The organism is Leptospira yanagawae serovar Saopaulo str. Sao Paulo = ATCC 700523, from assembly GCF_000332475.2.
In the GTDB taxonomy this organism is placed as follows: Bacteria; Spirochaetota; Leptospiria; order Leptospirales; family Leptospiraceae; genus Leptospira_A; species Leptospira_A yanagawae.
This window is the reverse complement of the sequence record NZ_AOGX02000029.1, coordinates 1-14593: the sequence shown is the minus strand read 5'-3', so window position 1 is coordinate 14593 and position 14593 is coordinate 1. Positions and strand designations below refer to the sequence as shown.

Sequence of the window (14593 nt, the reverse complement as noted above, 5' to 3'; positions counted from 1 at the left end):
TAGCGTCTAATATTCGAAGGAGTCTTCAGCCTCTTCCAAAGTTTTGTAAATCTCAAACACGCTGGAAAGTTTTGTAATCTCCATCAGGTTTTCGATATCGGAATTTAAGTTCGCAAATACAAGACGACCGTTCAGCCCATCAATGTGTTTATAGATATTGAGAAATGTTCCAAGACCTGCGGAATTGATGAATGGAACCTTTTTCAAATCGATAATGAATTTCGGGACTTGGCCTTTCTTGATGTACTGTTCTATCTTTTCAGACAACTCGAACTCATTTCCAGCTTTGATGGCACCTTCAATTTTAATGATGTGCACGTCGTTTTTACTAGTAACTTTGATTTTCATAACCCTTCGGAAGATGGTGTTGCCAATACGATCTGTCGAATTTTCCGAATGTAAAGCAAATTTTTATGCGGAGTGCAATAAATCTTTGCCGACTTTCCTAAGTTCATGTTTTCCTTGTGACAAAAGATTGCGAACTGCCTTTCTTGTGATGCCTAACGTTTTTGCGATTTCACGTTCGGAAAAAAAACTACGATCAAGGGCCCTCGACCTGCGTAACATCCAGATTTTTTTCTGTTTTCCATACCAAGACCTGCGATGGTGATCGTTACACTCGTATAATTTTCTAGTATAACGAGTGATCATCACCGAAAGGCGTTGGATCATTTCTCTTTGTTCACACCGTCTCTCCTCCCATTCACGAAAAAAAGAATCCGCATCCAATTGATTTTCTCGCAATTTCCAGAGTAAGTATTGTTTGGTATTTTGTTTCATGGGAAGGTCATATTGTAAGGAAAGCACTAAGGCAGTGAGGGCGGGTAAAGTTTCTAATTTTTCTTTGAGAAGTCCTAATTTTTCCTCATACGGATCTTCTTCATTCGCTGGAACTTCATAATTCCAAAGTTGTAAATACAATTCTCCTGATTCAGGAATATCTGATTTACGAAATCGATTTCGGTATTGGTTGAAAACATAGGTAACAAAAAAGCCGAGCACATGTGTCAGTTGGTATTTCAAACTTAAGACCCACATTTTGGAGAATACTTCCAGTATCGTTACCACCATTTCGGAACTTTCATCTTCTGAAATATTCCTTTTTTTGGCCAAACGATCCACCATCCAAATTGGTAAATGTTCTTTCACTAGTCCAAGTTCATCTGTGATCCTTGCTTGGCTGATCATGGGAAGAATGTTTTCATCTAATATCTTTGGTAACATAGCCAAAGTTAATACCTAACCTATATCTGAATGAAAACTATTATTCAATTCTTAACAAAAGTTATAATATACTAGAATGAAAATTAAATGTTCAATTATGAACTTTTTGTTTTTATTTTTTGATAGTATAAAAGGGAAATCGTAAAGGAAACATGGATCAAATTAAAAAATGCAAATGGTAAAAAACTGATCACAGAAACACCTAACGAAGATGCCATAAAGGCACCACAACTATTCCAAGGGATTAAGGGAGATGTGATGGTTCCTGAATCTTCTAATGCACGCGAAATGTCTTTTTCAGGGATTGATTTTTCTTCGGCAAGGGTACGAAATGCACGTGCTGGAATGACGAGAGAAAGGTATTGGTCTGCTGTCACTAAATTGAGTAAAAAAGAAGTGCCCATGGTAGATAGAAGGATATCAAACTTGTCCTTTGCCCAGATTTTGATACGCAACAGGATTTCATTTAGATAACCAAATCCTTCAACTACAGCACCAAACCAAACAGCTGTTACTATTAAGAACTCAGTAGGCAAAATTGAAGATATCCCACCTCCACTGAGGAATTTGTCCCAGGTTTCCACTCCCGTTTGTGACTGGTAACCGAATGCCAAAGAATGCCAAACACCAAACGATAAAGAATTTTCTAAAAAGGGAAAAACAAGTGCGGATACAATTCCGAGGAAAAAAGAAATTCGAACAGGCAAATGGAAAAACGAAGAACTAAAAACAATGAATACTGGGATCAATTTCCAAACTACAACTTTCTTTTGTAATAGGAGAGACAACTGATTTTCATTTGGTAATAACCCATTTCCGATCGGATCCCAAACAAATATGTTTAAAATGTAAAAACAAAACACCGCCAATCCAAAACTGATAAAAGTTGTTTTTAACATATGGCGAATGTGTATCCAGATTGGAACATGGGTCAAACTGGAAGCAAGGTTCGTAGTATCGGAAAGAGGAGAAAGTTTATCCCCAAAATAACAACCACTCACAATCGCTCCCGCCGACATCATATCAGCAAACCCCAATACTTGAGACACACCCATCAGCGCGACGCCTAACGTACCCGCTGTGGTCCAAGAAGAACCTGAAACCATGGCAGCAATTGCTGACACAAGTGCAAGGGAAGGTAAAAAAAACTCAGGTTTGATGATTTTTGTACCTATTTGCATCATCGTAAATAAAACTCCTGAGTAGGCCCAAGCAGCAATTAAAATACCAACAAAAAATAGAATCTCCATCGCAGGAAAAACTGACTGTAAGTTTTTACGAAAGGCAGATTTTAAAAATTTTAGATTTCGATGATAACGTTGTAAATATGACAAAATCCCGGCAAGACACAAAGCAAATGGATGTGGGTATGGAATTACGAAAACGAATCGAAAGAGTAAAATAGAAAGGATTAAATAAAATATAGGTGTGAGAGAAAAAAGTATGTTTTTTTTCTCTCCGTCCATCATTTACAAAAAGGTAATGTTGATATAATAAATTGAAAATCCAAATAAAAAGAGGATTCCAAACCAAGATAATAAATTCATCCAAGGTTTTGGTCTTTGTTCTTTGGGGATCTCTTTTCCAAATAAAATCAAATGGTGGATCAATGCTAAAATAGGTGCATTGAGAAAAGATACAGTTGTCGCAAAATCTACCAAACTTTTCATATTCGTTCGAAAGAATAACAAAAGCAAGATGGAACCTAAACCAACAACCAAAATCCAATACCAATATAATTTTTCAGAGGACATTTGATTAAGCTTTGCAAACAAACGACGACTTGCGTTGGAAACAACTCTCGGGTATGCATCAAAACAAGTTAAAGTTGTCGAAAACATTGTAAAAAATGCAGCTACTAAAATGATAGGATACGACCAAGATCCAATCGCAGTTGTGTATAAATTAACAAGTTGTGATGCAAATCCAACTGCTTGTGGCGAAAATTCCATTCCAGTATTGTACATCATATTAGAACCCAATGCCAAAAAACAAACAGCAAGAAAAGTTGTACCAATATAACCTATATTAAAGTCGAGAAGTGCGTACTTCATCGGAGGTAATTTCCCATCGGGAGTTTTTTTTGCCAACGTCCAATCAGATTGCCAAACGGCTGCCTCAATTGGGATCGGCATCCAACCCATAAGCGCTATGAGAAATGCTACATCACCTAAATCCGAAATCGAAAAAGTTTTTCCATCGGTGTTTAATTTTGGAATGTCCGCATAAAAAGAAAGTAACATGGCAAGGATTGTTGCCACTGTTAATAAGACAACGATCCATTTCATGAGGCCGTCTAAAGCCTGGAATTTACCGATGGCCAATAATAAAAAACAAAATAACAATATTATGGAACAAAGTAACCAAGGTTCCATCGTTAACCCAAGTAAATTGGAAAACAATCCTGAAGTCACGAGTGTTACCGTTGCAACAATAATACACATTGTTCCCACGGAGATACAAAAGAAAATCCAAAGTGGCAATCTTCCCAAGGATTCGTATCCATCTAACAATGATTTCCCTGTAACAATTGTATATTTTGTACCGACAACAAAAAATGGATATTTGATTAAGTTGGCAAATAAAACAACAGCAAGTAAACCATATCCATATACGGCACCGGCACGTGTGGACTGAACCAAATGGGAAACACCAACGGCGGCTCCTGCGTACAAAAGACCTGGACCGAGATAAGCCAAAAAAGGAAATCGTTTCATTTTGGACAAAATGACGAAGGGAGAAAGTTTTTGCTACTCTAATCGAGTTTAGTTGGATTCAAATAATGGTATAAGACTTGGTTTAAAGCCAAAATATCAATCGGTTTGGTCAAAAAATGATCCATACCCACTTCAAAACATTTTTTTCGTTCTTCATAAAGGGCACCAGCGGTTAAGGCGACGATGGGAATTTGTTGTTTTGGTTTCTGCTTTCGGATTTCAATTGACGCTTCCAAACCATCCATCTCGGGCATTTGAACATCCATAAAAATCAAATGGGGTTGGAATTCCTTTGCCATCTGAACAGCATCCTTTCCATTTTCCGCTTCCAAAATCTTGGCATTGGGGATGTATTTGAGGATCATTCGTTTCAGAAGGTCCCGGTTCATGGCGTTGTCTTCAGCGATCAATATTTTCGGTGTGATGCCTAACAATTTCGATTGGTTGATTTTTTCCCAAATTTCCGATTGAAGGTTTTCCTTGTCCCCATCCATATCCTTTGCATTTTTTACAGTAAGGCAATCAATGGAAAATTGGAATTCAGTTCCTTTGGCTTCCTCGGAAATAAACTCAATTTCTCCTCCCATCAAATCGATTAAGGATTTGGTGATCCGAAGGCCTAAACCTGTCCCACCAAACCTTCGAGTGGAATTGGACTCTCCTTGCCAAAATGATTGGAAGATCTTATTTTTGTGAGTTTCAGGGATCCCAATTCCCGTATCACGAATGCTAAACTTGAGTTTTGTTTTTTCGTTTTCTAAAGGAAAAGAAGTGATGCTCAACCGAACACTTCCCTCTTCCGTAAACTTAACTGCATTTCCAAGTAGGTTGATTAAAATTTGCCTAAGCCTTGTTGCATCAACCAGAATCCATTCAGGTACATTCTCATTTTCAAAAGACTCCAATTGGATTTTTTTTTCATTGGCTTTCCACTTCAATACACCAATGGAATCTTTTATAATATGTTTGAGGTTGGAAACTGTTTCATTTAAAACCAATTTACCAGCTTCAATTTTTGACATATCCAATATATCATTGATGATACCGAGTAAACCATGTGCACTGCTGATTGCATTTTTCACGAATTCCTTTTGGTCTTCATCTAAGTTTGTGGTCAAAAGTAATTCATTAAATCCAATCACTCCATTTAATGGTGTTCGAATCTCATGGCTCATATTCGCGACAAAATCTGATTTTGCTTGGTTTGCTCGTTCTGCTTCTTTTTTTGCATGGATCAAATGTAATTCTGCATTTTTTCGATCCGTAATATTATTGAAATGGACTACAAAATATAAAAGAGCTCCATTTCTGTCTTTTACAAGAGAATTGGATATCTCTATCCACAAAATTTGATTTGTTTTTGAGATATATCGTTTTTCATAAACAACATCTACATCTTTACCTTTTAACGCAGACTCACGGTATTGATGGAAAATATTTTGGTCTTCTTTATATGCAAAATCTTTAGATGGCCTACCCACTAGTTCGGTTTCATGATAACCTAACATTGATTGTAGTTTTTTATTCACTCGTAAAAATTTTCCCTCTAAGTCGAGAAGGCAAACACCAATGCCAGCATTTTCAAAACTCATGCGGAATCGTTCTTCACTATCTGCCAATTCTTCTTGGATTCGATTTTCTTCTGTGATATCTCTATTAATGGCAATTACACCAATTGTTTCTCCTTCTTTGTCTTTGAGAAAACTAACAGCAGATCGAATTTTTAATTTGGAACCATCTTTCTTGAATTGAAACACCTCTCCCTGCCATATTCCATTTGATTGTAAGTCAGCAATACTTTTGGCTCGGTCTCCTTCCAGGATAATGGTTTTTAATATATCTTTCGTGGATTTACCGATGACTTCTTCCACTTTGTATCCGTAAATCCTTTCGGCGGCGAGATTCCAACTTGTAATTTGGAACTGTAAGTCTGTGACAATCACTGCATCATAAAAATATTGAAGGATGAGTGAGGAATAAGCCTCCTTTGGAATGTTATGGTCCATCGTACACTAATATCGGGGAGTTTTCTTGAAAAGTGCAAGCGATTCCTTAAAATTCATCTGATTTGCTTTTCCTATGAAGGAAGGCATTCTTGGTACATTTGCGAGTGGAATTGTTCCCTTCATCATGCAAGGAAAATTTCCGAATCAACACGACTCAATGGGAAACTCAAATTGTTTTTCCAATCCAGTGGCCAGTCAATTTTTTGCATGGCAAACAAATGATACCAAAGAACGAAGGAAGCACTACGATTTTGGATTTAGAATCAATCCGAAAAGATACAATTCCAATCTAGACCACGGGATCCAATTTGTGATGTGATGCCAATTGCGGTGTATGCTCCCAAGCCTTTGCGATTGTGTACCCTCCATGGATTTTGATTTGTACATAAAAAAAAGCCAACCTTGCGGTTGGCTTTCATTTAAAGAAAGTATCCAATTCCACCCGGCAATCATGCCGGAAAACACTGAGCAAGACACCTTGCTCTGTGTTTGAGGCAGCGACCGCAACTGCGAGTCGCGGACATTCGCCGGAACAAACATCGCCTTACAAATAAAAAAGGCGCTCACTTTCATGAACGCCCTCACCATCAATAATAGCTAACAGAGGCAATGTCCTACTTCCACCCCCACTCGCTTCTCCGCTCCGCGGGCGATACGCCCTGAGCCTTGCTCGATCCAATTCTATTGCCCCCCTATTTTTCCTTTGGAAAAATCCTAGCAGGCTTCGGCTTCTTACGGAAGCCTCACCCATTTCGCGAACCATTCTTTCGTGTCTGTACGATTGGGTTCGCTCAAGCCAGTTTGTTTGGTACATAAAAAAAGCCAACCTTGCGGTTGGCTTTCATTTGAAGAAAGGATCCAATTCCACCCGGCAATCATGCCGGAAAACACTGAGCAAGACACCTTGCTCTGTGTTTGAGGCAGCGACCGCTACTGCGAGTCGCGGACGGTAGCCGGCTCACACCGAGCTCTAAAAACAAAAAAAGCGCTCACTTTCGTGAACGCTCTATCATACGTTATGAGTGCTAACCCGGCAACGTCCTACTCTCCCATTGAGCGAACCCAATAGTACCATCGGCGATGAGAAGCTTGACTTCCGTGTTCGGAATGGGAACGGGTATGGCCTTCTCTCCATAATCACCAGGAGTAAATACCATTACTTCTAAGTGGACCGGATTTGCAAGTACAAATTAAAGAAAAAGTTATAAATTTAAATCGTATGTAGCTCCAAATTTCAAACCGGAGAGTTCAATTTTGTGGTCCGCAGTGGCCGCAACATATTCCATAAGAGTGCCTAAACGATCTAAATTGTCTCCGCTCACGCTGAAAGCAACAGGGCTTTTTGCTTTTGCAATCATGTTCTCACGATCTAATGTGAGAAATAAACGAAGTTTTGGCATGACAACAATACTTGCTCCCAAACTAATTTTTTCGGAATAGAAAGTATAACCACCGTTCGCATAGTTAAATGCAAATCCTCCATTGTAAATGCGGAATTGTTCCGAACTGTACAAACCAGAGGAGCCTAGTAAAAAAGGTCCAAAGAGTAAAACATCGCCAAACAGAGTCGCTCGATCATTTAAATCGAATTCAAATCCCACTCCTACAAGTCCGGATGTTCCTGTTGTTGTCTTAGAATCTTGGCCATAATAACTTGGAGCACCTAACCCTAAATAGGTTCCTTCGAGAGTTTGGCTTAAACTTCTTAAAACATATTTAGGTAGGATTCGAAAATTGGAAGTAGGAGATAAAGTGACACCTAAATTGATATCAGAATACAACAAGCGGTAATCTGCTTCCTTGATTCCAAGACCTGTTGCGTAAAAAGAATTCCATTCATACCCCCTTGAAAATCGATTGATATGCAATCCCAAAAAGACATTGGACAAAATCCCAGCGTTGATGCTTTTAAAATAATCAAAACCCCAGTCATTGATTAGGCTAGACGAATTATTGTTTTGCCAAGGTTGGTTGTATTCCAATCCAACGATATCTGTATAAAAATTTCTTTTTTCCAGATCGGTTTTGAGACTACCTAAAAATAAACCGCCTTTTAACCTTAGGGCATTCCCTTCCACTTTCCCTTGTGCAAAGGTAGGTGTCGTAAACAGAGCAAATAGAACCAAAAGAAAAACGAAATATCGTTTCATTATGTGAATTACCTCTACATCCAATAACAAATGATAGGATGCCCACTCAAGGAAATTTTTATCTCTACTTTACTTTTTGGAACCAACTTGTTTGGTTCCTTCATGAATTCTCTCATCCTTTTGCTATTCACTTCCCCACAAATCATTCAAAATTCGAGGTAACAAAAGGATCACACAATGACGTTTGCTAAAATGTCGCTTTTAGAGGATGATCCTCTATAGGAAACAATCGAACCACTGCCGAAAGAAGAATCTCAAATGCTCCAATGGCTCCTTGTCTGGTAACCGAACGATGGTCCACTCCCTCAGTGTAGGAATTTCTATCCTATGGAAATGCCATACCCATATGCATTGGCACCGATGTTTCGATTCCTCAATCTTAACAGAGTGATCACTCACTCTATCCTCGAGAAAAACTCCTTTAGACTCGAAACCAAAAGAATCGGTACAGAAATGAAAAAAAAGTAGATGGTGAACTGTTCCCAAAAACAATGGCGTTATGCTAAATGAAAATGAGAACAAAACTCAGTCTAAAGGAAAAATGAGCATTCGGCTCATCCTTTTGGCATTCATCATCCCCACTCTCTTATTTTCTCAAGATGAAGGTGTAGAGAAAACTCCAGATCCAAAAACGGAACCACAAACGAAGGAAGAAACACCATCCATCCGCGTGAAGGCCAAAAAAGAAACGGATCGCGAATTCCTAGGCGATGTGGAGGGAACCAATATCTACGCAGGTAAGAAAAACGAAGTGATTCGTTTGGACAAAGCCAATGCAAACTTAGCACTTGGTAACACTCGTCAGGTGTATGCGAAAGTTCCGGGGATTACCATTTGGGAAAACGAAGGCAGTGGAATCCAACCTGGAATTGGGGCGCGAGGTTTATCGCCAAATCGCAATTGGGAATTCAATACTCGGATGAATGGTCACGATATTGCTTCGGATTCGTTTGGATACCCAGAGGCTTATTTCAATCCTCCGTTAGAAGCTTTGGAAAAAGTGGAAATCGTGAGAGGGGCTGGCGCCTTACAATATGGACCACAATTCGGTGGTATGATCAATTATGTTGTGAAAAAGGCTGACCCAACGCGCCCGGTGAAAGTGGAAACAAAAACCACTGGTGGATCTTATAATACACTCAACCAATATAGTTCTGTTAGTGGAACAGTGGGAGATTGGAGTTATTTCGTTTTTTACCAAGGAAGAAGTTCTGATGGATGGCGAGAAAATTCACAATACAACATACAAACTGGTTTTGTGAACTTAGGTTATAAAGTATCAGAAAAATTAAAAATTTCTTTGGAGATGGCCAAGTCCACTTACATGAGCCAACAAGCAGGAGGTCTTACTGATGAACAATTCCGTGTAGATCCAAGACAATCCAGTAGGACAAGGAATTGGTTCAGTGCACCTTGGAATGTTCCGGCAATGAATATTGATTACGAACAAAGTCCTACTTCTCGCACCAATGTAAAAATTTTTGGTCTCTACGGAGAAAGGAATGCTGTCGGAGTGGTGTCTGCTGCTAATGTTGCAGATTCAATCCAATCAAGGACATTGGAATACAGTCCAAGACAAATTGGCAGAGATACTTATCGCAATTATGGTATGGAAGCAAGACAAATCTTTAACTATGATTTGTTGGATAAAACACATACTCTCTCTTTTGGTGGTCGTTATTTCAATGGTAATACAGACCGTTTCCGTAATCCTAACGGAACTACTGGAACAAAATTTGATCTTAGAGAGACCAATCTCAATAACTTATGTTATGATGGTTCCAGAAATTGTAGAGTGGCGGATTTAGATTTTTCTACGTTAAACTATGCTGGTTTTGTTGAGAATTTATTCCGTATTACAGATGCTCTATCGCTTACACCTGGAGTAAGATATGAATGGATTCGGTCCACTGCATCAGGCCGAGTGAATGAATCGATGCCGAGCGCCACTAGGCCGTTTGGTGGAATGATCCAACCTTTAGAACGCGTACAGAGACAAGTTTTATATGGTCTTGGTGCCCAATACCAAACAACAAAAACAACTAATTTCTACGCGAACTACTCGAGAGCCTTCCGACCAGTATTGTATTCAGAGTTATTTGCACCCACAGCTACTTTAAACGAAGTTGATCCCAACCTTAAAGACCAATCAGGTTACAATGCAGATGCTGGTTACCGAGGTAAATTCGGCCAATGGATTCAATTTGACATGAGTGTTTTTGAACTTCGTTATAACAATCGTGTGGGACAACTTCCAGGGCTTCTTCCTGGACAGGCAAATTTCCAAACGAATGTAGGAGATTCTTTACACCGAGGTGTGGAAGCATATATTGAAATCGATCCAATTGTTGCTCTTACGGATTCACAACCCTTTGGTTCATTTAGTTTCTTCACGTCTAGTGCCAACGTAAACGCACGTTATATCAAGTGGGAAGACCCTCGTGTGTTAACAAATCCATCCAATGCGCAAAACTTTTACCGAGTGGGTAAACTTGTGGAGAATGCTCCTTCACAAATCCATCGTTATGGTGTCACGTATCACTATAAAAATGTTTTTAGTTTCACGTATTTGATCAGTTATACGGGAGCGGCCTATGCAGATGCTGCCAACACTGGGCCATTCACAGCAAATGGACAAATTGGTTTAATCCCTTCGTATACTGTTAGGGACTTTACTTTTGTTTGGAATTTTTATGAAAACTTTTCACTCCGTGGTGGCGTAAACAACCTAACAAATCAAATGTATTTCACACGCCGTGCAGGTGGTTATCCTGGTCCAGGTATCATGCCTGGTGATGGAATCTTTTATTTCATAGGACTAAGCGCCGTATTTTAATCCAATCATGATTCGTATCCTCACATTCTATGTTTGAGGATACGTACAACTTTCTTCAGTAAAAAAAAGGACTCTTCAAAGGGAAACACAAAACAGGTCGTTTCGTTCTTATCACTTTAAAATTCTATTGGTTTATATAGGGCTAGATGGAATGTTCTTAGTTCATAAGTGTAACCATTTTCTTTCACAATAGGACCACCAAAGGATTATCTCGCTCGTAATCCAATAAATTCAGGAGACTCTAAATACATCATAAATGCGAATCTTGCCGTTGCGTTCACACTTACTTGGTTACGCATCAAACTGCTAATTGCTAATGACTCTACAGCATTATAACGGCCACTTAAATAGGCTGTTAATGCAGTAGCATCAGCTCTTAACAATCCTTGACTTGCCAGATAGTATCCAACTAACTCTAAATTGTTTCCACTGGAAAGATTCGCAACAAGATAACTCAGTGTTGGATCCGATTCTGGGTTGATATTTCCGGAAACAAATTGAAAGGCAGTAAGATTATTTAAAAAATTATCTCGTCCCGGTCCAGAAAAAGCGATTAGCAAATTAGAAGCAGCATCCTTAAAGTCAACATTGCCTCTCATCCGCACTTGTGCTGGACCCATTCCAAACCCCAAACGAAAAGTATCAGGATTCCCGATATAAAAAATAGGCACAAGCATGGAATAGGAACCCTCTATTTGAGTGCCAACATCTTCTGTCACCTTATTTCTCTTAGGTGCGACAGAATCATTGTCGGAACTAGACGAGCCAGATTCAGAAGAGCTAGTTTCTACAGAGGCTGACCTGGATAAAATGCGAGGGATAGATTGGCGATTCAAAGAGAAGTTCGAATTGTGTAGTAGTAAATTGATTCCAAAGTATTTTGAAATCTGCCATTCTGGTGATTTCACATCGAGTAACCAGGAAACACGTCCTGGATCATCTTGCACCATTAATGCATCTCGACTTCTTCCTTGGATAGATAAAGAAACACTCTCCAAAGTCACTCCAGGGTTGATGGAGATATACCGATATCTTGGCTTTTCTTGAACAGGTCCTTCTGTGAATTGTGAGTTGTCTTGGGCATTGAGGAGCGAAGGAACAAGTAAAATAAATAATAGAAATATAATATATTTTTTCATAGCTTTTTTGATTTTTAGAATTTACGTTAAAAAAATATTTTAACGATGATTAAGGATTCCTAATCAATACCTTCCTTGTTTTACAGTTTACCAAAGGGCTTTCTCGAAAACTGATTTTATCGTTAACGACATAACCATTGCTCAAAAATTGTTTAAATTCTTTATCTTCCTTATATATGGGACTGTTCTTATAATAGTCGGTAAGTATTATCATATTTATATTTCGATCTTCCAGAAATCCGAAATAATTTTGTTTTTTTTCAAAGGGGAAAGTAGTTTTACACGGGACATTCTTCAGATATACACAGAAATCTCCTTCTGGATTTAAAATGCTATAACTCAACATTCCCTCATATTTTACCATTTCAACTAAGCGAACCATACTACATTCATCAATCAGAGATGAATTCCTCAAAGTTTTAAAACTTTTGATACTCCAATTTGCGAAAAATGCAATTAAAACCAATCCGATTATAATGAAAATCTTCTTAAATTTAAAAGGAAAAGCTCTTATAAAATTAAGCTTAAATAGTATTAAACTTCGCTTCACAAAAACCAGAGCGACAACCAACACTTGAATCAAATAATGATCTCTTGGAAAATAAAAAATAGGACCGAATAAAGTTAATACTAAGAGAAAAAGCAAAGCTAGGGACTGAAAAGTTGGAATTAGCCTTTTCTTGGTAATACTTCTCTTCAAACGAAACAATTCAAATGAAACCATGAAAAAGATGAGAACAAAAACTATAAAAGTCGGTACATTCAGGCGAGTAGATAAAACCTTAAAAAAATCGACTAGGTTTGAGGAGAAGTGATCTAACAATGCCGAAAAATTCCCAAAAATAATTTCTTTAATCTGTCCTGCTTTACCAAAATCTTTTTCTATTAAAAGATCACACGTAGTCCATGGATCATCGAAATAAACACCTTTGTTAAACTTCGATAATGCATAATGCTGGCAAAACGCTATATACGCCCTACTTTGAGTCGTTGGATTATTGAAAATTAAAGCTAGAATCCCTAAACAATAAACCAATAGACTTGACCATGCCCCCAACCTTCTTCTGTCAAAAAGAAATGGAAAGGTAAATATAACACTTATTACTGCAAATGCAAAAAACTCAACTCTTGTATATGCTAAAACAAAACTTAGTAAGACAAAAAGAGAAAGCTTCTTATTAAGATAAGAATACACCAATAAAAATAAAATAACGGAAGAAAAAAGTGTAATGTGAGGCCAAATAGATACAATAAATGGGCTAACTAAAATTAAGAAAAGAAATATTAGGTTTACTGACCTGCCCCCATTTTCAGTACCAATGGATAAGTTAGTTTTCTCTAAACATTTCAACCATAAGATCGCTTAAACTCTGAAGGAGTCAAGTAATTCAATGAAGAGTGAAGACGCTCGTCGTTGTATTCCTTTTGGAAAATTCGCAAAGCATCGGTTAACTCTCTTTGATTTTTAAAGTAGTGTAGATTCAAACACTCATCTCTAAGTTTACCATTGAAACTTTCTATAAATGCATTTTGTGTTGGTTTTCCTTTTTCAATAAAGTGAATTTCTATCCCCTTATCTTCTGCCCATTTCTGGAAGTCTTTGGATGTAAATTCTGTTCCATTATCCAAAACAAATGCTCTTGGAAGTCTTTCGAGGGTGTTTAAATATCTGATCAACTTTTCTGACGAAAAAGTAAACTCTGCCTGAAGTATGGTATTCTCTCTTGTTAAATGATCAATACCTGTTAAAATTCTTTGCTTTCTTCCATCAATCGTCCGTTCGAAAACAAAGTCCATTGACCAAACTTCGTTTGAATTCTTAGGCAATGGTAGTTGCTGTGATGATGCATTTCTTTTCTTTCGCTTCGGTTTTGTCCTTATTTTAAGCCCTTCTAGCAATATAGTCGATATACTTTCTTATGATTGATTGTCCTACCCGACCTTCTTAACCTTCGGTAAATTCGTCGATAGCCTTCCCGTTTCCATCGAAAAGCAAGTCTTCGAATTTCGTTCATTGTCTCTTCATCAATAGCTTTCGGCTGATAATAATAACTTGATTTAGGAAGAAGAACAACATCTAGGCTTCTGTTTAGAGAAAGTCCCTCTTCAACTAGCAGATCAACTGCTCTCTCCTTCGTTGATCTGCTCAAAACTTTTTTCCCAAAACATTCTTAATTGCTTGGATTTCGAGAGCCATGTCAGCTACCAATCTTTTGAGATTTGAATTTTCCTGCTCGAGTGCCTTCATCTTCTTGATTTCGCTAAGCTCCATTCCTCCATACTTGTTACGCCAGCGATAAAATGTTTGTTCAGTGATTCCGTATTTTCGTGAAAGTTCCTTGATTGGAATACCTGTTTCTGCTTCCTTTAATATCCGAAAAATCTCGCTTTCTTCTATCTTCTTTCTTGCCATAATGCTCTCTCCTTAATATCGGAGAAAACTAACTTAAATATCGGTGCAGTTTTTGGGGAGCAGGTCATTGCCATGAATTTCTGAATTTGCTTAACGATGATCCATTCA

Annotated in this window: 13 protein-coding genes and 1 rRNA gene; 2 read left to right on the top strand and 12 right to left on the bottom strand. The window is 38.1% G+C overall.

What is annotated here, in order from left to right; all coding sequences use genetic code 11:
* Nucleotides 1-6: 6 nt before the first annotated feature.
* The 5 genes from LEP1GSC202_RS14205 to LEP1GSC202_RS14185 form a co-directional block, all read right to left on the bottom strand.
* Nucleotides 7-348, bottom strand: coding sequence for an STAS domain-containing protein (locus LEP1GSC202_RS14205; RefSeq protein ID WP_002989181.1), 342 nt, complete (start codon nucleotides 346-348; stop codon nucleotides 7-9).
* Nucleotides 349-411: 63 nt separating this feature from the next.
* Nucleotides 412-1224, bottom strand: a complete 813-nt coding sequence (locus tag LEP1GSC202_RS14200) for a hypothetical protein (RefSeq protein WP_015678518.1) — start codon at nucleotides 1222-1224, stop codon at nucleotides 412-414.
* 95 nt (nucleotides 1225-1319) lie between these two features.
* Nucleotides 1320-2690, bottom strand: a complete 1371-nt coding sequence (locus LEP1GSC202_RS14195) for a Na+/H+ antiporter NhaC family protein (protein WP_039929111.1) — start codon at nucleotides 2688-2690, stop codon at nucleotides 1320-1322.
* Between the two features lie 3 nt (nucleotides 2691-2693).
* Nucleotides 2694-3941: an Nramp family divalent metal transporter gene (locus LEP1GSC202_RS14190; RefSeq protein ID WP_039929090.1), complete on the bottom strand. Its 1248-nt coding sequence runs from the start codon at nucleotides 3939-3941 to the stop codon at nucleotides 2694-2696.
* Nucleotides 3942-3979: 38 nt separating this feature from the next.
* Nucleotides 3980-5947: a PAS domain-containing hybrid sensor histidine kinase/response regulator gene (locus LEP1GSC202_RS14185; RefSeq protein WP_015678548.1), complete on the bottom strand. Its 1968-nt coding sequence runs from the start codon at nucleotides 5945-5947 to the stop codon at nucleotides 3980-3982.
* A gap of 73 nt (nucleotides 5948-6020) precedes the next feature.
* On the opposite strand from LEP1GSC202_RS14185, the gene LEP1GSC202_RS14180 reads away from it, so the two are divergent.
* On the top strand, nucleotides 6021-6266 hold the full coding sequence (locus tag LEP1GSC202_RS14180) for a hypothetical protein (protein ID WP_039929087.1): 246 nt from the start codon (nucleotides 6021-6023) through the stop codon (nucleotides 6264-6266).
* 709 nt (nucleotides 6267-6975) lie between these two features.
* Here the strand turns inward: LEP1GSC202_RS14180 and rrf are convergent.
* Both rrf and LEP1GSC202_RS14165 read right to left on the bottom strand, forming a co-directional pair.
* A 5S ribosomal RNA gene (rrf, locus tag LEP1GSC202_RS14170) occupies nucleotides 6976-7092 on the bottom strand.
* 57 nt (nucleotides 7093-7149) lie between these two features.
* A complete protein-coding gene (locus LEP1GSC202_RS14165; RefSeq protein WP_015678545.1) occupies nucleotides 7150-8097 on the bottom strand; it encodes a hypothetical protein in 948 nt (315 codons plus the stop codon).
* Between the two features lie 541 nt (nucleotides 8098-8638).
* On the opposite strand from LEP1GSC202_RS14165, the gene LEP1GSC202_RS14160 reads away from it, so the two are divergent.
* Entirely contained in the window at nucleotides 8639-10933 is a 2295-nt protein-coding gene (locus LEP1GSC202_RS14160) for a TonB-dependent receptor family protein (RefSeq protein ID WP_051125367.1), read from the top strand.
* Between the two features lie 206 nt (nucleotides 10934-11139).
* Here the strand turns inward: LEP1GSC202_RS14160 and LEP1GSC202_RS14155 are convergent, their stop codons facing one another.
* The 5 genes from LEP1GSC202_RS14155 to LEP1GSC202_RS14140 are packed head-to-tail and all read right to left on the bottom strand — an operon-like array spanning nucleotide 11140 to nucleotide 14485.
* Nucleotides 11140-12072: a hypothetical protein gene (locus LEP1GSC202_RS14155; protein WP_015678526.1), complete on the bottom strand. Its 933-nt coding sequence runs from the start codon at nucleotides 12070-12072 to the stop codon at nucleotides 11140-11142.
* A 49-nt stretch (nucleotides 12073-12121) separates the two neighbouring features.
* Nucleotides 12122-13423 (bottom strand): hypothetical protein, encoded by a 1302-nt coding sequence (locus tag LEP1GSC202_RS14150; protein WP_015678510.1) that lies wholly within the window; start codon nucleotides 13421-13423, stop codon nucleotides 12122-12124.
* On the bottom strand, nucleotides 13420-13971 hold the full coding sequence (locus LEP1GSC202_RS14145; protein WP_015678435.1) for an integrase core domain-containing protein: 552 nt from the start codon (nucleotides 13969-13971) through the stop codon (nucleotides 13420-13422). The genes LEP1GSC202_RS14150 and LEP1GSC202_RS14145 overlap by 4 nt, the downstream gene beginning before the upstream one ends.
* Complete coding sequence (locus LEP1GSC202_RS19915) at nucleotides 13965-14222, bottom strand: IS3 family transposase (protein ID WP_015678486.1); 258 nt, start codon at nucleotides 14220-14222, stop codon at nucleotides 13965-13967. Before LEP1GSC202_RS19915 ends, LEP1GSC202_RS14145 begins: the two co-directional genes overlap by 7 nt.
* Complete coding sequence (locus LEP1GSC202_RS14140; RefSeq protein WP_015675631.1) at nucleotides 14219-14485, bottom strand: transposase; 267 nt, start codon at nucleotides 14483-14485, stop codon at nucleotides 14219-14221. The genes LEP1GSC202_RS19915 and LEP1GSC202_RS14140 overlap by 4 nt, the downstream gene beginning before the upstream one ends.
* Between the last annotated feature and the right edge of the window lie 108 nt (nucleotides 14486-14593).

Excerpts from the sequence above, each read along its gene's own strand:
- LEP1GSC202_RS14205 (WP_002989181.1), bottom strand. The coding sequence starts at position 348 with ATGAAAATCAAAGTTACTAGTAAAAACGACGTGCACATCATTAAAATT.
- LEP1GSC202_RS14200 (WP_015678518.1), bottom strand. The coding sequence starts at position 1,224 with ATGTTACCAAAGATATTAGATGAAAACATTCTTCCCATGATCAGCCAA.
- LEP1GSC202_RS14195 (WP_039929111.1), bottom strand. The coding sequence starts at position 2,690 with ATGGACGGAGAGAAAAAAAACATACTTTTTTCTCTCACACCTATATTT.
- LEP1GSC202_RS14190 (WP_039929090.1), bottom strand. The coding sequence starts at position 3,941 with ATGAAACGATTTCCTTTTTTGGCTTATCTCGGTCCAGGTCTTTTGTAC.
- LEP1GSC202_RS14185 (WP_015678548.1), bottom strand. The coding sequence starts at position 5,947 with ATGGACCATAACATTCCAAAGGAGGCTTATTCCTCACTCATCCTTCAA.
- LEP1GSC202_RS14180 (WP_039929087.1), top strand. The coding sequence starts at position 6,021 with ATGAAGGAAGGCATTCTTGGTACATTTGCGAGTGGAATTGTTCCCTTC.
- LEP1GSC202_RS14165 (WP_015678545.1), bottom strand. The coding sequence starts at position 8,097 with ATGAAACGATATTTCGTTTTTCTTTTGGTTCTATTTGCTCTGTTTACG.
- LEP1GSC202_RS14160 (WP_051125367.1), top strand. The coding sequence starts at position 8,639 with ATGAGCATTCGGCTCATCCTTTTGGCATTCATCATCCCCACTCTCTTA.
- LEP1GSC202_RS14155 (WP_015678526.1), bottom strand. The coding sequence starts at position 12,072 with ATGAAAAAATATATTATATTTCTATTATTTATTTTACTTGTTCCTTCG.
- LEP1GSC202_RS14140 (WP_015675631.1), bottom strand. The coding sequence starts at position 14,485 with ATGGCAAGAAAGAAGATAGAAGAAAGCGAGATTTTTCGGATATTAAAG.